Below are 18206 nucleotides of genomic sequence, written 5' to 3'. Positions count from 1 at the left end.
TGATGGTGAAGTGATGATGTTCACGTCCACCGTCTGCAGCGTGGTGGGCTCTGCTGGAGATGAATGGCTTCTGCGCCGGCCCGGAGTGCGGCTCATGGGCTACCCGTCAGCGTCCCTCACCGGATTCGGCGGGGCTGCTGAGGGGGCCCTTCTCGGACGGCTTCACCGAGAAGCGAGAAGCTTCCCGCGTTCCTGCTCGCTCCTCTTCACCGACTACACAAGACTCGGGTGTGAGGACGAAGACTCGGGAGGGGACCGGCAAATGTCCGGCCCCCGACTGGCGCGGTGCCCTACGGGGTGATGTCCCGGAGTCGGAACCAGGTGCACGGTGGCTCACCCACCCCTTCCGGAGCGCCCCATGTTCAAAGCCCCCGACTTCGACGTGGCCGCCAACGCAGCCGAGTCCGTCGACAGCCGCCCCCTCCTCACGTCGCTGTCCGACGTGGGACTCCTTTCCAAGGAGCGAGGACGCGCGCTGACGGACAAGCTGAACCGCTTCTTCGAGGCGGTCCGTGCCCCATCAAAGAAGACCGACGAGGCGTTTTGGACGGCGTTCCAGCAGGAGTTCGGCTTCGCTACGGTCGCGCCCTCCGAGCGCGTCACGCCGATGAACGCCGCCAACCTCTGCCCGGAGCCCACGGCGCTCATCGAGTCGCTCAACGAGCTGCGCCTCGAATACAGCCTCAACGTCTCGCAGCAGATGCGCACCGCGCAGGGCGAGCGGGTGCTCCAGTTGGAGCGGACGCGCAAGAGCCTGGCCTTCGGCCTGGGCCTGAGCGACCCGACCGACCTCGCCATCGTGCGCAACGCCACGGAGGCGAACAACGCCATCCACTGCGGCTTCCGGGGCTGGAGCGCGGACGGGAATGACACCGTGGTGATGTGGGCGGAGAACCACCCCACCAACCGCGAAGCCTGGAAGATGCGAGCCGAGTGGCCCGGCGGCCCGACGCCCTTCAAGGTGGAGGAGGTGTCCTTCCCGACGAACGCCCCAGAGGCGGACATCGCGGCGGCCTTCATCAAACGAATCACCGAGCGCACGCGCTTCGTGACGTACACGGAGACGGCCAACAGCAATGGCTTCCGCATGCCCGAGTCGGTGATGCGCGCCATCTGGGACCACGTGAAGACGAACCGGCCGAACTGCCACGTCCACATCGATGGCACGATGGCGTGGGGCGCGCGCCCGCTCAACCTGGCGAACGCGTACTGCCACAGCCTCGTCTCCAGCGCCCACAAGTGGTTCCTGGGGCCCAAGGAGACGGGCATCCTCTTCATGCGCAAGGAGAAGGCCCGGAACTTCATGCCAAGCATCTACGGGTACGACTACCGCATCGCCATCGTGCCGTACCGGGAGCTGCCGGAGAACGCGCTGAGGTTCGAGCTCATCGGCCAGCGCGACGACGTGAACATCATCGCGCTCGACCTGACCCAGAAGATGTGGGCGGCCCTGCAGCCGCGCAAGCCCTACGCACGCATCGCCCAGCTCGCCCAGCACCTCATGTCACGACTCCAGCAGACGGGGAGCCAGTGGAGGCTCGTCACGCCGAGCGACCCCGCGCGCAGTTGGGGCGTGGTGCGCGTCGAGGCGCCGAAGGAGCACCGGAAGAAGACGCTGTACGACTGGCTCTACGAGGACCCGCGCTACCGCATCGCGGGCTCCGGGGACGACAAGACGTTCCGCCTGTGCCCTCACATCTACAACACGATTGCCGATGTGGACCGGGCCGTCGATGGAATGAATGCCTGGTACGAGGACAGGCGTTCGTGATGGGCGGGCCGTGACGCGGCGTACCGACCGAGACGGGGGCCGCAAGCACTGCGGGGCCGTGACAGGTGTTGAGCGTCATCCGCATCGCGTCAGGTGAACCGCTCGCGGAAGGCCCGCAGGTTGGGCCCGTCCCCGCCCCGCTCCCACACCGCGAACACCACCCGCTCGAAGACGCCGGGGAACGCGTCAAGGGCGCTGGCGAAAGCGTCCGCCGCGTCATGCGGGTTGTTGCGGAAGGCGCCGCAGCCCCACGCGCCCAGCACCAGCGCGCGGTGTCCGTGGTGCGCCGCCACCTGGAGCACCTTGAGGGCCCGCGCTTGCAACACCTCGCGCATGCGGGGCAGCAGGTGCGGCGCATTCTGTTCGGCCGAGCCGGCATTGGGCGCGGGCGCGGTGATGAGGGACACGGAGAAGGGCCTCTCCAGCAGGGTGAGCCCCTCGTCGCGGAAGAAGGGCACCTCCGGCGAATAGATGAGGTGGTCCGTGTACAGCGGCGACGACTCCGCCCGGTTGCGGTCGTAGTACTCGCGCTGCGTGAGCAGGCACGGGTAGAGCGCCGAGCAGCGCGCCAGGTCCTCCTCCTGCGCCTTCGCTCCACCCAGGAAGCCGCCGCCCGGATTCTTCGCGGACGCGAAGTTGAGCGCGACGACGCCCGTCACACCTTCCTCCTCCACCCAACGGCGCGACGCGGCGCCCGTCTTCTCGGAGGTGACTTCGATGCGAAGCGCGGCGCCCCTCGCGTGAGGCTCGGGCAGGGACAGCCGCGTGAAGTCACCGGGCCGGTAGAGCACCGTCCCGCGCAGGGCGCGCTCCACTGACTCCCGAAACAAGACGTGCTGCCCGGACGGAGCCACGTACTCGCCCCGCTCCGCGATTCCCACCGTCTCCTGCGCGACCCCCTTCAGCGACATGTCCCTCTCCCGGCTGGCTGCTCCCGGGACAAACCCAGGAGTCTTCGTGTTTATAATACACGAAGAGTGGCGGGCGGGCCTGACATGCATCCGGTGTCGCCAGGACGATTCGCCCCACCTCCAGCGCCTTGTCGTGGCCGTTCTGGGGGAGGAGATACCGCCGGACGCCCCGGGTGAGCGTCCGGCGGGAGGCTCAGGGGCAGAGCCGTTCGACGGACTTGATGCGCACCGTTCCGTCGACGTTCGGGTCGTTGGTCTGGTCTCCGATGGCGATGGTGCCAGTCGCCGTGAAGTTGTTTCGCGTGAGCTTCGCGACGCCGTCGATGCTCACCGTCGCCACCTTCGCTGCATCCACCGCGAGCTCGTAGACATGGTACGCGCCGTCGATCGTCGAGAACGCCGCGGACTGCGTGTCGTCCGCCCAGCCGAGCGCCGCGTTGTCGAGGTAGATCATCTGCGAACGATCCGTGCTGTTGCCGAACGGCGGCGTGAAGCTCCCCAGGATGGCCGCGCCGCTGTCGAGCGAGTTGTGGTTGTTCACCGCTTCGACCTGCATCGTCACCTGGAGCTTGAACGGCTTTGTTGCGTCGAACGCGTTCGCCCGCGTGATGAGCAACTGCCCGCTCGTCCGCCCACCGGGGTTCGTTGACGTCGCGAGGCGAACGTGGTCCGCGCCATACGTGAGCGTGTTCGGCGTCTGCGAGACCGTCGTCCAGCCTTGCTCCGCGATGTCGGTGCCGCCGACCAGCAGCGGAACGCTCGCGCGCGCCGTCCAGGTCGTCGTCGAGGTCGCCGGCGCGCACGTCTCGCAGGCGTTCGCCGGGTTCGGCGTGCCCGCGTCGTGGAACGTGCCCTCGATGAAACACTTCGGGCTGCACACGTTGGCCGAGCAGACCTGTCCGTCGCTGCACGATGCCCCGTCCGCGCGTTGCGTCCACGTCGTCGTCGACGTCGTCGGCACGCACACCTCGCAGGGGTTCGCCGGGTTCGGCGCGCCCACGTCGTGGAGCGTGCCCCCGATGAAGCACTTCGGGCTGCACGCGCCGGCCGAGCAGAACTGCCCGTCGTTGCACGATGTCCCGTCCGCGCGTTGCGTCCACGTGGTCGAGGACATCGCCGGCACGCACTGTTCGCACGCATTCGCCGCGTTCACCGCCCCGTCAGAGACCTGCTGGTCGCCGATCCGACAGATCGCGACGCAGACGGCATCCTGACAGGCCTCGCTGGTCGCGCAGGCGTTGCCACACCCCCCGCAGTGAGCCGGGTCGTTCGTGGTGTTCACGCAGGTGTCGCCGCACAGCGCGAAGCCAGCCTCGTCGCACTTCAAGGGGACGGACGCGTCGGGCTTCTCGATGGGGGGAGGGGAGTCGCCGTCGCAAGCAGCGACGAAGCCGAGCACGACGATGCAGCAGAGAGCAGTAGCGCGAATACAGATCATAGGACCCCCTACCTCATTTTCGGGAGGCCTGGGGGGGCAGGTTGCTCGCGTCCGTAGGTGAACTTCCGATGTTTCCGCGATGGCTTGCCCCGAGCCTCTCCGCGCGCAGGCGGCGCAGGCGACGACTGCTGAACATCAACCCGTCGACTCCACCGGAGGCCGCCCGCGTGAACGTGACCGTGCCGAGCGAGCCCACGAAGCGGTCCCCGCCGACAGCTTCCAGGACGACCTCGTCCCGGCGTGGCCAACGCATCACCAGCTTGCCGTCCGCGACGCGCACCGTGTACGTCATGTCGACCTCGTCGCTGTGGTAGCGCCCCTCGAAGGATGCCAACGCCGGACTCGCGGGGAGGGGCGCGGTCACCCGGATGAAGTCCCTCGTCGTCGGCCAGGAGTCCTGGATGCTCAGCCCGTGCGGGGCCCCGGCGCTCGGCGCTGAGAAGCGCCACACGTGCATCGACTCGCCGGGCCGGAACGCACCCTGGCCCATGGGCACGAAGGCCGTGGGCATGCCGACCTGACGCAGCGCTCCGTCCTTGACCTCCAGCCGAACCACTTCATCTGTCAAGGGACTCCAGTAGTTGCCGACCCGCGCCGTCAGCTCCGCCTCTGAAAGCTTCACGGCGGGCGGCATCACGTTCTTCATGCGGTCGCCCAGATACACCTCGGCCACCTTCCGCGTGAGCTCCGAGGGCATGAGGGTGGCGCCGTTGCACAACGCGACGATGGCCAGCCGCTGGTCCGGAAAGAGGAGGGCCTCCGTGCGGTAGCCGCCGTCCATGCCGTCGTGGCTCACCATGCGCAGGCCGCGATAGCCCGCCAACCGCAGGCCCCCGCCATAACCCGTGGCGGTGCCGTCGTTCAATCTTCCGGAGGTCTGCATCCACGCCATCAGCGCCTGCCCGCCGATGCGCGCGTCGAGCAGGTTCTGCTCCCACTTCAGCAGGTCACCGATCGTGGTGAACAGGCCGGTGGAGCCGTAGTAGTCGGCATGGGGGACGCTGATCCGCCAGCCACCACCCTCGCGGGGGCTGTAGGCCGATGCGCGCCGAGGCACGATTTCGGTGTGGTCGTCGCGGAAGCGGGTGTCGGTCATGCCGAGCGGTTGGAAGATGCGCTCGTCGGCGAAGGCCCGCAGCGACTTGCCGGAGACGCGCCGCACGATCACCCCCAACAACGTGTACGCGGCATTGCCATACACGACCTCCGAGCCCGGCTCGAAGTTCGAACCGCGCTGCCGGCTCAACGCCCAGAGGATGTCTGCTTCGGTGTACAGGTCGTCGCCGCGCCAGCCCGCCAGATTCAGCAACTGGCCCTGTTCGCGCAGGCCGTTGGTGTGGTGGATCAGGTGCGCGAGGGTGAGGGTCTTGCCCAGGTCGGGCAGTTCCGGCAGGTGCTTGCGGAGGTCGTCGTCCAGCGACAGCTTGCCCTCCTGCACCAGCAGTCCGATGGCGAATGCGGTGAATTGCTTGGAGATGGAGGCGATGAGGAAGACAGATTGCGGCGTGATGGGGACGTCGTACTCCAGGTTCGACATGCCGTAGCCGTGCGCGTAGTCCAGCGCGCCGTCGCGTGAGATCCCCACCGCGCAGCCAGGCGTGCTCTTGCTGCTCCAGGGCGCGAAGAGGGCGTCCACCTGCTGATGGCGGTCCTTGGGCAGGGTGTCCGCTGCCCGCGCTCGGATGCCCTCGGGCCGCGAGGCCAGCGCGGTGATGGGGGTGCACGTGAGACCGAGGAACAGAAGCGACGACACGAGTGACCTGCGCGGCATCAGGTGCCTTCCGGGCAAAGGGGTTGTGGGACACACCCTGCCCGCGCGGGCACCGCGCAGGGGGCGTGTTCAGCCGCTGGGTCCGGGCCTGCGGTGAACGGGCACCGGCGTGCGGCGAACGGGCCGCCTGTCAGTGCGGGGGCTGGAACGTCTCGCGGTGGCTGCGAAGGCTTCGCGGCCTGGCTGCCGCCCGCGAGCACCACGATGGGTTCCCTGCCCTGGGACCTCCATGACACGTCCACCGCGGGCCCTGCCGACGCTCCAGCCCCCGCGTGAGCGGCGGCTCAGCCTCCATGCGTCGCCACCGACAGGGCCGCGGGGATCGTCTCCCGCATCAACTCCACGAACCTGCGCAGCCTCGCGGGATGGAACCGCGCCTGCGGATAGAGCAGATACATGGGCAGGGGTGCGGCCCGCCACTCCGGCACCAGGTGCAGGAGTCGGCCCCGCGCGAGGTCCTCCTGGAGCACCCAGGCCGAGGCCACGCAGACGCCCAGGCCCTTCACCGCGGCGCTGCGGACGGCGTAGAGGCTGTCCGTGCTCACGCGCGGATGGAAGACGATGGGCCGCACCTCGCCGGTCTCCACGTGGGTCAGTGAGATTTCGTTGCGGTAGAACGTGCGCAGGGACAGCCAGGGCAGCCGTGCGAGCTCGTCGGGATGGGTCGGCATGGGGACGCCCTCCAGCACCGACGGCGCGGCCACGACGATGCGCGGGACCTCGGCCACGCGGATCGCCACCACGCTGGGGTCATGCACTTCGCCCATGTGGATCGCGCAGTCGATACCGTCCGCGACGAAGTCCACTGCCCGGTCGTGCAACAGCCATTCGACGGAGACCCGCGCGTGGCGATGCAGGTACTCCGTCAACGGCTCCACCAGCAACTGCTGCCCGAACGCATGGGGCACCACGACCCGCAGCGTGCCCTCCGGTTCGTCGCTCGCGCCCCGCAGGTCGGCTTCGAGCAGGTTCCAACTGGCCAGCAACTCCTTCGCCCGTTCGTAGCAGCGCGCTCCGTCCTCGGTGAGCTTCATCGCATGGGTGGAGCGCTGGAGCAGCCGCAGCCCCAGGGAGCGCTCCAGCGCCTGGAGCCGGCGGCTCACCGTCGGCTGCGTGGTGCCCAGTTGCGCGGCGGCGGAGGACAGGCTCCCCGCGTCGACGATGCGGATGAAGGTCTGCATCAGCTCCAGCCGGTCGGCGGTGGCCGGCGCGGCGGGAGGGGGAGTCCGCTTCGGGGGGACACGCGGCCGGGCCGGCTTGGAAGGTCTGGGCATGATACGTAGGACGTATAACCGCTGTGCGGAGCACGCTACTACCGTCTCCTTCTCCTCTGGCGCACTGTTGCTTCGACTCGCAGCGCCAGGGAGACTCACATGTCCTTCATTCGTCCCGTACATGGAAGCGCCGAAGGGAGCAGCCCGCCGCCCGTGGCGGCTCTCGCCGCCAAGGCCCCTTCGTCCCGGTCCGCGACGGCCAGCCACGTCGGCGGCGAGCCCATGTCGAGCGGCCTGCGCCTGCTGCTGGCCTCGGGCGCCGGACTGTCGGTGGCGTCCATCTATTACAGCCAGCCGATGCTGGGCGTGATGGGGGCCAGCATCGGCGCCTCCGACACCGCGGTGGGCCTCGTGCCCACGCTCACCCAGTTGGGCTACGCGCTGGGCATCCTGCTGCTGACGCCCCTCGGTGACCGCTTCGACCGGCGCCGCATCATCCTCCTCAAGGCCGCCCTGCTGAGCGTGGCGCTGCTGCTGGGCGGCATCGCCCCGGGCATCAGCCTGCTGTGGGTGATGAGCTTCGCCGTCGGCCTGACGGCGACCCTGGCGCAGGACATCGTGCCGGCCGCCGCGACCCTGGCCCCCGAGCATGAGCGCGGCAAGGTGGTGGGGACGGTGATGACCGGCCTGCTGCTCGGCATCCTCCTGTCCCGCGTCATCAGCGGGGTGGTCGCCGAACACTTCGGTTGGCGCGCCATGTACATGGTCGCCGCCGCCAGCGTGGCCCTGGTCGGTGTGGCGGCCTGGCGCGGCCTGCCTCGCTTCAGTCCGACCAACACGCTCTCTTACGGTGCCCTGATGGGGTCGCTCGCCAGCCTGTGGCGCAAGCACGGTGCACTGCGCCGCGCGGCGCTGTCGCAGGGGCTGGTGTCGGTTGGCTTCAGCGCATTCTGGTCCACGCTCGCCGTGATGCTGCATGGCGCGCCGTTCCACCTGGGGAGCGCGGCCGCAGGTGCCTTCGGTCTGGCGGGCGCGGCGGGGGCGTTGGGTGCGCCCATCGCGGGCCGTGTCGCGGATCGCTTCGGCCCGGAGGTGGTCACCCGCCTGGGCGGCGCACTGGCTGCCTTCTCCTTCGCCACGATGTTCGCGGTGCCCTGGCTGGAACCGAACCACCGGCTGTGGCTGATTGCCGCCAGCGCGATCGGCTTCGACCTGGGTGCGCAGATCATGCTCGTGGCGCATCAGACGATTGTCTTCGGCATCGACCCCGCCGCACGCAGCCGGCTCAACGCGGTGCTGTTCGTCGGCATGTTCATCGGGATGTCGGTGGGCGCGGCGACCGGCAGCTTCGTGCTGGCCCGGTGGGGCTGGCTGGCGGTGACGCTGCTGGCGACCGCCTCCGCGCTGGCGGCCCTGGGGGTCCGCCTGTTTCCGGGAGCGCGCACGGCCCGCTGAGCCACCACCGTGGGACCTTCCGCGCGGTGGTGACCCGGAACGGCTTGTGTCCAACTACTCCAGGCTCGGGACCTGGCTCATGCTGGCCATCATGCCCTGCAGCGGGTTCGTTTCCTGCGACGCCGAGCTGGCGTCGAGCGACACGGGCGACTTCTCCTCCGCGCCCTGGAAGCTGTCGGAGAAGGGAGAGCCGCCCGAAGCGCCCTGGGCCCCCGTCGCCCCCTGCACGCCCTGCGCGACGGTCTGCAGCAGCTGGGTGATGCCGCTCAGCACCGAGAGGGCGCTCTCCAGCAGCTTGCCCAGCGACTCCGCCTTGCCCGCGCCACCGGCGTCGAAGCCGTCCATCTTCAGCGCGTCCATCAGGGGAGAGCCCTTGGCGCTCGCCTTCGTCCCGGAGGCGGAGGCATCCACGGCGCCCGGGAGGCTGGGCGCGCGCAGGGCAGGGGACTCCATGGCGGGCGTGCGGCTCATCGCGGCGGGGCTGCTGCGAACGGAGGAGATGCTCATGGCGGGGCTCTTTTTCGGAAAGGGAGGGTGTGTTGCGTTCAGCGACGGGGACTCCCATAGCAGCCGGCATGCCAGCGCCTTGGCCCCGGCAGGGCGCTCACAAGTCGTTGATCTTGTTTGGAATGCGGATGGCCCCGCTCCCGCCAACCGGGGCCGCCCTGGTGACTCCCGTCACGGGCTGATGTTCCCAGTCACCAGGGGTGACACGATGCCCGGGCCTGCCTGTCATCGCCTGGAAAGGTCGTGCGAAATGTCGGCGCAGTATGACCAGATTGGAGCGAGGGTCGCGGACTGGGATGTCCTGCCCGTGCGCTCGGAGTACATCGAGGGCCATACCTTCTTCAAAGCGCTCGGCTCCGTGGAGCAGCGAACCGTCCTGGACCTGGCGTGTGGCGACGGGCTGTACACGCGGCAGCTCAAGGCGCGAGGCGCGAACCGGGTGGTCGGCGTGGACATCTCGGAGGAGATGATTGGCGGCGCCCGGCGATACGAAGCGGACCAGCCACTGGGCATCGAGTACCACGTGGCGGATGTGGCGGACATGGCCCCGCTGGGTGTCTTTGATTGCGTGACGGCCGTCTATCTCCTGCACTACGCGCACTCGCCCGAACACCTGCTGCGGATGTGCCGGAACATCCACTCCCACCTGAAGCCGGGGGGCCACTTCGTCACCTATGCGTTCAACCCCGGGTTCAGCGCGAAGGGCCCCAACAGCACCCGCTATGGCATCACGATGCTGGACTTCCCGGAGGCCCCTCGGGAGGCGCAGGCCATCTCCGCGGAGCTGCACACGAAGAGTCCCTTCACCATCCACTTCACCTACTGGAGCCGCGCCACCCACGAGCAGGCGCTGCGCGAAGCGGGCTTCCGCAACCTGACCTGGATGCAGCCCGAGTGCTCCCCCGAAGGCCTCTCCCGGTTCGGTCAGGCGTTCTGGCAGGACTATCTCGACAACCCGCACGCGGTAGCGCTGCGCTGCGAGCGGTGAGCCGCATGGCCCCCCGGGAGTTGCTACCCCCGGAGGGCCCTGTGGGTGACGAGGACCCGGTGGCGCCTTCACCGACCGGACCTCGTGCCAGCGTGACGACTACAGGCTGAGGGAGAAGCTCCCCGACCAGGCGCCGTAGGAAGACGTGGTGATGCCGTTGCGGGTCGTGCCCGTGTAGCTGCTCTGCCCCGGCTGGATGGTGACGCGCACCGTTCCGCCCGTCGCGGGAATCACACCGGCGTGCACCGCGGCCACGCAGACATTCGAGTCGTCGGTGTAGAGGTCCGTCCCCCACACAGACCCCGTGCTCACCGCCGGGCAGCCGCACCGGACCTGCGTTCCGTTCTGCCCGCGGTAGGACGTGAAGCTGTAGCTCGAGCAGCTGCTCGGAGCGGGCGTCTGGCCGCTGATGGAGAAGCTCCCCGCCCAGGCGCCATAGGAAGACGTGGTGATGCCATTGCGGGTCGTGCCCGTGTAGCTGCCCTGTCCCGGCTGGATGGTGACGAGCACCGTTCCTCCGGTGGTGGGAATCGCACCGGCATGCACCGCGGCCACGCAGACATTCGAGTCGTCGGTGTAGAGGTCCGTCCCCCACACGGACCCGCTGCTCACCGCCGCGCAATTACACCGGATCTGCTGCCCGTTCTGCCCGCGGTAGGACGTGAAGCTGTAGCTCGAGCAGTTGGCGACCGCCGCGCCGGGGTAGAGGAAATCCAGCGCGGTGAGGTCGGAGCTGGTCCACTCGCCGGTCTCGTTCGCGCTGAAGCAGGAGTTCATGATCGACCCGCCGAAGGTCGCCGTGGTCGGCGTCCCGGGGATGAGGATGGCGCCCACGCCAGCATCTCCCTCGTCGCCGCCAGCGCCGCAGCTGATGCTGCGATTGTAGTAGTCCGAGTGGCGGAAGCCGATCGCGTGGCCCACCTCGTGGGTGATGACGTGCTCGTTCACGTCCACGCTGTAGGCCTGCAGGCCGGTGCCGATGAAGAAGTTCCCGTAGGGCAGGCCGCCCGACGGAAAGCCCGCCTGGCCGCCGGTGCCGGTCGTGGTCTGCGCGGTGATGGTCGCGGTGCAGTCGGTGGCCGGGCCGCGTGCGAAGGTGATCCGCAGACCCCGCTCATTGTAGTTGGAGATGGCCTGGTCGAGCCCCTGGCTCAGGTTGGTATAGCTGTTGAAATCGGCGGTGGGGTTGATGCAGATCTTCGTCACGCCCGAGCCGACGAGGTTGGTCGTGCGGTACTGCTCCGCGCTGCCCTCGGGGGCCTGGAGCATCTCGCGGGACGCCTCCAGGGTCACGTGAGCGTCACGGCCCACGTACACGGCACCGTCGGCGACCATGATGTCATTGGCCGGAAACCCAGCTTCAATCAGGTTGGAGACGATCTCCTGGCTCTCGGCCTCCGGGTCGCCTCCGCAGCCGACGAGGGTGGCACCGACCAACAACGCCATTGAAAGCTTACGCATTGGGGCTTCCTTTTCGAGGGATGACAAGGCTTGGCCGCGTCCGCCTGGGATTCCAGCCGCGACCGCACGCACCTGTACATTGGCAACTCTCGGACAGACAGCCACAAAACAGCAAACTTCGTTTAGTCTACAATCATGGAATAGCCAGCCGCGTCACACCCGTCGGCGCAGGGGCTCCCGAGCGGCAAGCCACGGCGCGGGCAGGGAAGCGCGCCCCGCGCTCAGGGCGACAATTCCTCCCACGATGGCGCAGGTGGTGTCCCGGTCCCCGAAGCCGGCCACCGTGCACCAGAGGGCTTCCTCGAAGGAGTCCAGGTGCCTTGCCGCGCACCACACGGCGAAGGGCACGGTGTCCTCGGAGAGGACCTTCTGGCCGCTGCCCAGCGTGCGCGCCGCCGAGGAAGGGCTGGTGTCCAGCGGCCAGGACCGGGCCTTCTCCAACCCCTGACGTGTGGCTCCGGCGGGCGTGCAGTCCAGCATCGTGTCGAAGAGCTCCGTCGCGGAGCCGCGGGCCTCCGGCCACTGGCAGGCCCACGCGGCGGCGACCGCGACGGCGATGGCTCCCGCCTGTCCCTCCGGGTGCAGGTGCGTCACCTCCGCCGACGCGCGCGCCTCCGACACCACCCGGGTCAGGTCTCCCGCGAAGTACGCACCCAGGGGGGCGACGCGCATGGCCGCACCGTTGCCCATGGAGCCCTGGCCTTCGAAGACCTCCGCGGACACCTCACGCCAGGGCAGCCCGAGCCCCAGCTTCCACAGGATGTCGTGCGCGGTGCCGCCATAGCCACGGTTCTTGTCGCGGCGGTAGCGCTTCGCGAAGAGGCTCGCGAGCACGTCCTGGTCGACATGGTCGTGGTCTTCCAGCACCTGGACGACGGACAGCGCCATCTCCGTGTCGTCGGTGTATGCCCAGGGTGCGCGGGGCACGGCACGCTGCTCCACCCAGGGCTGCACGAGTTCGTGCGGGCCGAAGAAGCGCTCGCCAAAGGCATCCCCGACGGACACGCCGTCCAGCGAGACAAGGGCGCGAGCCATCCGCGCCGCGGCATCCATCGGTTTCAGTAGGGGATTGTTCACGCCATGCCTCCAAGCACGCCGAGGCCGGCGCACCCTGTCATCCCTACCTCAGTCCGAGAACGTGCAGAGCATCGTGTCCGGGTCGAACGTGGCGTTGTCCCCATCGCCAAAATCCACGCCCACGTAGGGCGGCAGGGAGCTCATCACCCGAACCTGCACGGGACGGGGCATGTCTTTGAACTGGAAATACACGGGGTTGGCCTTGAACCAGTCGCGCGCCACGACCACCTCTTCGTGCGACAGCACCCCGCCTTCGCGCTGAACCTGTTCGAGCACCTTGGCCTCGCCCTGCTGGATCAACGCCTTCAACTGGCTCCATTCGCCGAAGTTGCGCCTGCCGACCTGGGCCAGCACCGGCGCCAGTGACAAGACGGACCGCACCGGGGGAGCGGGGCCCGCTTTCGTCATCGGCGGCTGGCGCGTCCCCACCGGAGTGACAGCCCGAGATAACCGGTGGGCTGACGGCGGCCTTCTCTCAGGTCGAGCGGGAGTTCGAGGCCGCCCTCTGCTCGCAGCTCCAGTGACGGATTCAGCCGGTATGCAACGCCCAGCGACGCGCCCGGTGAGGCCAGCAGGTGCGAGCCGTTGAACCTGCCTTGAAAGACGGTGAGCGGTCCCGCGAAGGTCCCCATCAGCGAGGCTCCCCCGGTGAGGGTCCACGTGGGATTGATCCGGTAGTCGAGCAGCGCCTGTGCTCCGAGGCGAAGATTGACGGGCTCCGTGGAGTTGTTGGTGACGGGCACGAACCAGACACCCGCGCTCGGGGCGACCGAGAACGTCCAGGGGGAGTGCTCGACGAGCCGATGCCGGGTCCCGAGTTCGAGGCCCAGGAGCGTGAGGCGACCGCCCCAATCCCAGTTGTCGCCGGCCCCCTTGCGGAAGGTGAGCTCGGGATTGGGCAGATACGCCCGTTCCCGGCCGCGCTCGAAGGCAATCGCATTCATGGAGACGCCGACCTCGGTCGTTCCCACGGGGGTCGTCGCCGCGCCCAGGTTCCGCGCTCCGCTCAGACAGCCGGGGGCGAAGAGGAGCAGCCCCAGCACCCACAGGGCCCGCGGTGCGTGCCGCGGCGTCATTGCGGCCACGCGAAGCGGACCCAGACCGGATGGTGGTCGCTCCCAGCGGGACGCCTGTCCACGCCGCGCTCCACGGGAGTGAGCCCCCGGGTGAAGACGGAGTCGAGCGGCAGGCCGCCGATCATGGAGTCCACGGTGTCCCCCACGCCTTCCGAGGACCATTGGTAGCCCCGCTCCGAGAACAGCTTCACGGTCTGGCCGAGGCTCCCCGGGTCGGAGGTGTTGAAGTCGCCAGCGATGACCTGCAACGGCTCCCTTCCGTCGACCGCGTTGATGATCGTCTCCGCCTGATCGAGCCGTCCGCCGAGCCCGACGATGGGGGTCGCGTTGTGCACGGAGACCACCTGGACGGGGGTCCCTCCGACGTCCACCGTCGCGCCGACGGCGATGCGGTGCTGCTTGCGGTACGGGTCGTCATGGGGAAGGCCGAGCTTCCAATCCGCGGTGATGGGCCACCGGCTCAACACCGCATTGCCGAAGTCACCGCCGTCCACCTGCACGGAGGCGGGGTAGTAGACGTAGGTCAGCCCAAGCTCGCTGGCGATCCTCTCCACGGCGGGCGCGTCCATCTCCTGCATCACGATGACGTCCGCGTCCGCGAGCGGAGGTCTCGTGAGGGCGGTGATGGCCTCGGTGACGTTCTCGGCGAAGGCGAGGTTGAACGTCACGACGGTGAGCGAGGAGGGGACCGCCGCGGAGGCGGAATCAGGAGTCCGATGGTCTCCGCTGTATCGCGGGCCGCTCTCATCGGCGTAGTTTTCCGCGAGCGGGCACCCGGTCAGGAGCGTGAGCAGCAGGAGGGTGCACGGCAGTGCGACGAGCGGTCCCTTGCGGGGAGGGTGCTTCCTGTGAGCGCCCGTCCGCGCCGCCGGCCCAACTCCAGGCATTGCCTCCTGCCTGGACGCCAGCCTTCGCTGAAAGGCCTGTCGTAGGGGGGGGCCACTCACTGCATGGCCCGGCGTGCTTGATTGCTTTGCAATGACTTATTCATCGCACACAAGAACGGTGCGGGGGGACGATGATTCCACCGCGGCACCGAGCGATGCGCCGCTCCCTCAGGAGGGAGCAGGGGCGATGAAGGAGCGCACGCCTCGATTGGCTCCAAGCCCACCTCGGGCCCCCAGGGCTCGCTCCTTGGGGGGGCGTCTCCTGGGGACCCGAGGGCTGAAACTCAATCCGGCCAGTTGCCTTCCATGGGATGGGGGCCGTCGGTGAAAGCACGCACCAGATGCGTTCCGCCAACGAAGGCGCCCGCCCACGAACCACCCTTGCCGCCGAAGGCTTCCTCGCGGTCGCCGCGCGAGCGCAGCGCGTTGATGCCGACCTTGAAGGCGTGGAGCCGCGCGGCGATGCGCTGGGCAAGCTCGGGGTCGTCCGTCGCCACCGAGGCCACGAGCGCGCCGTTGGAGACGTTGGCCTCACGCACCAGCTCCTCCTCGGAGTCCACCGACACCAGGAGGTCGACGGGGCCGAAGGGCTCGCGCAGGTAGAGCTCACTGTCTCGCGGGATGCCGAAGAGCAGGGTGGGCGGCAGATACGCGCCCCGCTCCTGCCGCGCGGTGAAGGCGTCCTCCGCGAGCTCACCCTGATACAGCACCGCCGTGCCCAGCTCCCGCGCTTCCTCGATGAGGGCGCGGAGTTCCTCGGCCTTGCTGGGGGCGATGAGCGGCCCGAAGTCCACGGGCGCGCCCAGGACCGGATTGCCGACGCGCAACGTCGAGACGGCGTCGATATAGGTCCTGACGAACTTCGGGACGAGCGACTTTTCGACGACCCAGCGCGTGTAGGCGGTGCAGCGTTGCTTGCCGAAGTCGAAGCCCGCTCGAATCTGTCTTTCGAGCGTGTCCCAGTCCGTGAAGTGCGTGATGGCGTAGGCGTTCACGCCCTCCATTTCCAGCGCGTAGCGCTTGTCCGATTCGCGCAGGCGGCGGTGGACCTCGGCGCCGTTGGCGCGACCGCCGATGAAGGCGACGCCCGCGATGCGAGGGTGACCGACGAGCGCCTCGGAGAGATCCCGTCCGCGCCCGCCGACGAGCGAGACAGGAAGGCCCGCGCGGCGCAGCAGGGCGAAGGCGAGGGTGAGTGAGACACCGCCGCCCTGGGTCGGAATCTTCGCGATGACCGAGTTGCCCGCGAGCGTCTGGACGAGCACGTTGAGCAGCAGCACGGAAAAGGGATAGTTCCAGGAGGCGATGTTCGACACGAGGCCGAGCGGCTTGCGGCCGTCGACCATCGTTCCCATCTGCCCCAGGTACCAGGCGATGCCCGCGAGACACCGGTCCACGTCGTTGGCGGCCGTGGGCAGTGTCTTGCCAATGTCCCACGCCAGGAGCCGGACGAGCAGGTCACGGTGCGCCTGGAGCTGTACCACCGCCTCCATGACGGCTCGGGCGCGGTCCTCGAGCGGACGGGCCGCCCAGGGCGCGAACTCCGCCGCTGCCTGCTCGACGCCCGCGGCGACCTGTCCAGCGCCAAGCAGCGGCAGCTCCGCGAGGACGCTGCCGTCGATGGGTGAGATGGCATTGAACCAGGCGGGCGGCCGGGCCCACCTTCCGGCGATGGGCGAGAGCAGCCGTCCCTGGGTGTCGAAGGCTTCCGGGACGGCCCTCCGGGCCTCTGCCAGCAGGCGACCGCTTTCAAGATGAGGAAGGGGTTCGCCAACAAGTTCGGTATTCAGCATGGGTGCACCTCCTCGCGCGTCGGATTCACTCTGAATCCGCTGAAGCCCCGGCTCATGACAAGCCGCGGCATGACCGCAATATCGTCATGCGCGCGCCATGTGTCTGGGCAGGCAGACAAGGGCCCGGTGGGAGGGTGCGTGGCCCTCAAGGCCCGCCGTCGTCCGTCTCCGGGAAGCACTTCACGGGGAGCGCCCAGGGCTCCTGGCCGTGCGCGCCGTCGTCCGCCGAGAAGAAGACCCACTTTCGCAGGCGCGTGAAGCGATACGGAGAGGAGTTCTGGGGCCCCGGGTTGAGGTCCGTCATGCGCGTCCCTCGAGTCGAACCGTCGGTCCACCACAGCTCGCGACCGTGGACGGGCTCGAAGGCATCGAAGATGAGCCCGCTGCCCACGGCCAGGGGGTCGTTGGGGTCACCCGAGAAGGCGTTCGCGGGTCCCGGATTGATGTCCTTCAGCAGGCGGGTCCGGGTGCGGGTGCCATCCGTCACCCACAACTCATGGCCATACGTGGGGTTCTGGCCGAAGAAATAGACCGTGCCGTTCGCCGCCGTCCCACGCTCGACCCCCGACTGGGGCCCTGGCCACACGTCCGCCAGCAGCAGCGTGTGGCGCGCGGAGTCCTCGGAGCGCCAGGGCTCGCGGCCGTGCACGCCGTCATTCGCGGCGAAGAAGACCTGGTCGGTCCCCACCCGCACCAGGCTCATGGGCGCCGAACTGCCGGGACCGGGGAGGATGTCCTCCACCAGCATCGTCCCGGCCGGGGTCCCGTCGCTCTTCCACAGCTCCTGGCCGTGGCGGCTGTCATTGGCACTGAAGTACGCCAGCCCGTCCACGATGGTCAGCGTCGGGATGGACGACTCACCTGCCCCTGGGTTGATGTCCCTGACCAGGCCGGTGCCTCCAGGGGTTCCATCCGTCCTGCACAGCTCGCGGCCGTGCCCGTCGACCTCCGCGATGAAGAGGAACCTGTTGCCTGTCAGTCGTTGGAAGGGCGTGGGGTCGGAGCCGAGGGGCCCGAACACCAGGTCCTCCACCAACCGGGTGCCCGCGCGGGTGCCGTCGCTCTTCCACGGCTCGCGCCCGTACACGCCGTCATCCGCGTTGAAGAGCAGCGTGTTGGCATCCGCCTGCACGAGGAAGTTCGGGAACCCGCTGTCCGGTCCCGGGAAGATGTCCTCGACGAGGCGGGTGCCGCCCGGCGTGCCGTCGCTCTTCCACAGCTCGAAGCCGTGCACGCCATCGTCGGCGACGAAGTAGAGCGTCCGACCCACCGCGAGGAACCGCAGCGGCTCGGAGCTTCCGGGGCCCGGAGCGATGTCCTTCACCATCACCGTGCCCCCGGGCGTGCCATCCGTCTTCCACAACTCCAGGCCGTGCACGCCGTCGTCGGCGGCGAAGAACAGTGTCCGGCCAATGACGACGGAGCCGAAGAGCAACGGCGGGCCCCCCAGGCCACCCTTGAGGAGGATCGCGTCCCACGCGGGCACAGCGCAGTCCGGGGCCCTGCGCTCCACCAGCTTCCACAGGGCGTTGAGCTCCCCGTTGTAGGTGTTGACGAGCGGCGTCCCGGCTAGGTCCCTGAAGTCCCGGATGTCCGAACCCTCCGAGCCTGGGGTGAGGTCCGCGATGAAGGTGGGGGACCGACAGCCGCAGCCCCGCCCACGCTCCCTCGCCTCGGGCAGGGGCCGCTCCTCGGTGGACCCTGCTTTCACCGCCGATGCGTCGTGCGGGCCCTCCGATTCCCATGCCTCCGTCGGGCCACAGGCGGCCAGCAGCGTGCACAGCCCCGTCAATGACAGCCAGGCGCTTCGTCGTTTCATCACGACTCCCCTCGGTTGTTCCCCAACCCACAGCGGCG

16 protein-coding genes are annotated in these 18206 nt (G+C 68.8%); 4 read left to right on the top strand and 12 right to left on the bottom strand.

The genetic code is table 11. The annotated features are described in order from the left end of the window. Positions 1-358: 358 nt before the first annotated feature. Positions 359-1771 carry an aminotransferase class V-fold PLP-dependent enzyme gene (locus OV208_RS24740; RefSeq protein WP_267576344.1) on the top strand — a complete coding sequence of 471 codons (1413 nt, stop codon included), beginning with the start codon at positions 359-361 and terminating at the stop codon, positions 1769-1771. An 89-nt stretch (positions 1772-1860) separates the two neighbouring features. On the opposite strand, the gene OV208_RS24735 is transcribed toward OV208_RS24740, so the two are convergent. Together OV208_RS24735 and OV208_RS24730 are read right to left on the bottom strand one after the other, a co-directional pair. Beyond that, positions 1861-2682: a TIGR02452 family protein gene (locus OV208_RS24735; RefSeq protein ID WP_267576343.1), complete on the bottom strand. Its 822-nt coding sequence runs from the start codon at positions 2680-2682 to the stop codon at positions 1861-1863. 193 nt (positions 2683-2875) lie between these two features. Next, a complete protein-coding gene (locus OV208_RS24730; protein ID WP_267576342.1) occupies positions 2876-3298 on the bottom strand; it encodes a hypothetical protein in 423 nt (140 codons plus the stop codon). A 64-nt stretch (positions 3299-3362) separates the two neighbouring features. On the opposite strand from OV208_RS24730, the gene OV208_RS24725 reads away from it, so the two are divergent. Further along, positions 3363-3896 (top strand): hypothetical protein, encoded by a 534-nt coding sequence (locus OV208_RS24725; RefSeq protein ID WP_267576341.1) that lies wholly within the window; start codon positions 3363-3365, stop codon positions 3894-3896. Positions 3897-4133: 237 nt separating this feature from the next. Here OV208_RS24725 and OV208_RS24720 read toward each other — a convergent pair whose 3' ends face one another. Both OV208_RS24720 and OV208_RS24715 read right to left on the bottom strand, forming a co-directional pair. Further along, positions 4134-5891 (bottom strand): serine hydrolase domain-containing protein, encoded by a 1758-nt coding sequence (locus OV208_RS24720; RefSeq protein WP_267576340.1) that lies wholly within the window; start codon positions 5889-5891, stop codon positions 4134-4136. Positions 5892-6175: 284 nt separating this feature from the next. After that, positions 6176-7165: a LysR family transcriptional regulator gene (locus OV208_RS24715; protein ID WP_267576339.1), complete on the bottom strand. Its 990-nt coding sequence runs from the start codon at positions 7163-7165 to the stop codon at positions 6176-6178. A 99-nt stretch (positions 7166-7264) separates the two neighbouring features. Between OV208_RS24715 and OV208_RS24710 the strand changes: the two genes are divergently transcribed. Further along, positions 7265-8560, top strand: a complete 1296-nt coding sequence (locus OV208_RS24710; protein ID WP_267576338.1) for an MFS transporter — start codon at positions 7265-7267, stop codon at positions 8558-8560. 54 nt (positions 8561-8614) lie between these two features. Here the strand turns inward: OV208_RS24710 and OV208_RS24705 are convergent, their stop codons facing one another. Next, positions 8615-9067, bottom strand: a complete 453-nt coding sequence (locus OV208_RS24705) for a hypothetical protein (protein WP_267576337.1) — start codon at positions 9065-9067, stop codon at positions 8615-8617. 250 nt (positions 9068-9317) lie between these two features. On the opposite strand from OV208_RS24705, the gene OV208_RS24700 reads away from it, so the two are divergent. Next, on the top strand, positions 9318-10055 hold the full coding sequence (locus OV208_RS24700) for a class I SAM-dependent methyltransferase (RefSeq protein ID WP_267576336.1): 738 nt from the start codon (positions 9318-9320) through the stop codon (positions 10053-10055). Between the two features lie 99 nt (positions 10056-10154). Here the strand turns inward: OV208_RS24700 and OV208_RS41260 are convergent, their stop codons facing one another. The 7 genes from OV208_RS41260 to OV208_RS24660 all read right to left on the bottom strand — a co-directional run bounded on the left by OV208_RS41260 (position 10155) and on the right by OV208_RS24660 (position 18168). Further along, the gene (locus OV208_RS41260) at positions 10155-11516 is read right to left on the bottom strand and encodes a M57 family metalloprotease (protein WP_324291407.1); all 1362 of its coding nucleotides are present in this window, start codon (positions 11514-11516) and stop codon (positions 10155-10157) included. A 153-nt stretch (positions 11517-11669) separates the two neighbouring features. Continuing rightward, positions 11670-12593 carry an ADP-ribosylglycohydrolase family protein gene (locus OV208_RS24685; RefSeq protein WP_267576335.1) on the bottom strand — a complete coding sequence of 308 codons (924 nt, stop codon included), beginning with the start codon at positions 12591-12593 and terminating at the stop codon, positions 11670-11672. A gap of 48 nt (positions 12594-12641) precedes the next feature. Beyond that, the gene (locus OV208_RS24680) at positions 12642-13001 is read right to left on the bottom strand and encodes a hypothetical protein (RefSeq protein WP_267576334.1); all 360 of its coding nucleotides are present in this window, start codon (positions 12999-13001) and stop codon (positions 12642-12644) included. Then, positions 12998-13669, bottom strand: a complete 672-nt coding sequence (locus tag OV208_RS24675) for a hypothetical protein (protein WP_267576333.1) — start codon at positions 13667-13669, stop codon at positions 12998-13000. Before OV208_RS24675 ends, OV208_RS24680 begins: the two co-directional genes overlap by 4 nt. Next, entirely contained in the window at positions 13666-14337 is a 672-nt protein-coding gene (locus tag OV208_RS24670) for an endonuclease/exonuclease/phosphatase family protein (protein ID WP_267576332.1), read from the bottom strand. Before OV208_RS24670 ends, OV208_RS24675 begins: the two co-directional genes overlap by 4 nt. A 503-nt stretch (positions 14338-14840) precedes the next feature. After that, positions 14841-16349 (bottom strand): aldehyde dehydrogenase family protein, encoded by a 1509-nt coding sequence (locus OV208_RS24665; RefSeq protein WP_267576331.1) that lies wholly within the window; start codon positions 16347-16349, stop codon positions 14841-14843. 145 nt (positions 16350-16494) lie between these two features. Next, positions 16495-18168 (bottom strand): ELWxxDGT repeat protein, encoded by a 1674-nt coding sequence (locus OV208_RS24660; protein ID WP_267576330.1) that lies wholly within the window; start codon positions 18166-18168, stop codon positions 16495-16497. Positions 18169-18206 lie beyond the last annotated feature (38 nt).

The organism is Corallococcus sp. bb12-1 (assembly GCF_026626765.1).
In the GTDB taxonomy this organism is placed as follows: domain Bacteria; phylum Myxococcota; class Myxococcia; order Myxococcales; family Myxococcaceae; genus Corallococcus; species Corallococcus terminator.
Note: the sequence above shows the minus strand (reverse complement) of the source record. Positions and strands in the feature narration are given on the sequence as shown.

Coding starts and splice junctions, on each gene's coding strand:
- OV208_RS24740 (WP_267576344.1), top strand. CDS start 359: ATGTTCAAAGCCCCCGACTTCGACGTGGCCGCCAACGCAGCCGAGTCC.
- OV208_RS24710 (WP_267576338.1), top strand. CDS start 7,265: ATGTCCTTCATTCGTCCCGTACATGGAAGCGCCGAAGGGAGCAGCCCG.
- OV208_RS24665 (WP_267576331.1), bottom strand. CDS start 16,349: ATGCTGAATACCGAACTTGTTGGCGAACCCCTTCCTCATCTTGAAAGC.
- OV208_RS24705 (WP_267576337.1), bottom strand. CDS start 9,067: ATGAGCATCTCCTCCGTTCGCAGCAGCCCCGCCGCGATGAGCCGCACG.
- OV208_RS24700 (WP_267576336.1), top strand. CDS start 9,318: ATGTCGGCGCAGTATGACCAGATTGGAGCGAGGGTCGCGGACTGGGAT.
- OV208_RS24735 (WP_267576343.1), bottom strand. CDS start 2,682: ATGTCGCTGAAGGGGGTCGCGCAGGAGACGGTGGGAATCGCGGAGCGG.
- OV208_RS24660 (WP_267576330.1), bottom strand. CDS start 18,168: ATGAAACGACGAAGCGCCTGGCTGTCATTGACGGGGCTGTGCACGCTG.
- OV208_RS24680 (WP_267576334.1), bottom strand. CDS start 13,001: ATGACGAAAGCGGGCCCCGCTCCCCCGGTGCGGTCCGTCTTGTCACTG.
- OV208_RS24675 (WP_267576333.1), bottom strand. CDS start 13,669: ATGACGCCGCGGCACGCACCGCGGGCCCTGTGGGTGCTGGGGCTGCTC.
- OV208_RS41260 (WP_324291407.1), bottom strand. CDS start 11,516: ATGCGTAAGCTTTCAATGGCGTTGTTGGTCGGTGCCACCCTCGTCGGC.
- OV208_RS24715 (WP_267576339.1), bottom strand. CDS start 7,165: ATGCCCAGACCTTCCAAGCCGGCCCGGCCGCGTGTCCCCCCGAAGCGG.
- OV208_RS24720 (WP_267576340.1), bottom strand. CDS start 5,891: ATGCCGCGCAGGTCACTCGTGTCGTCGCTTCTGTTCCTCGGTCTCACG.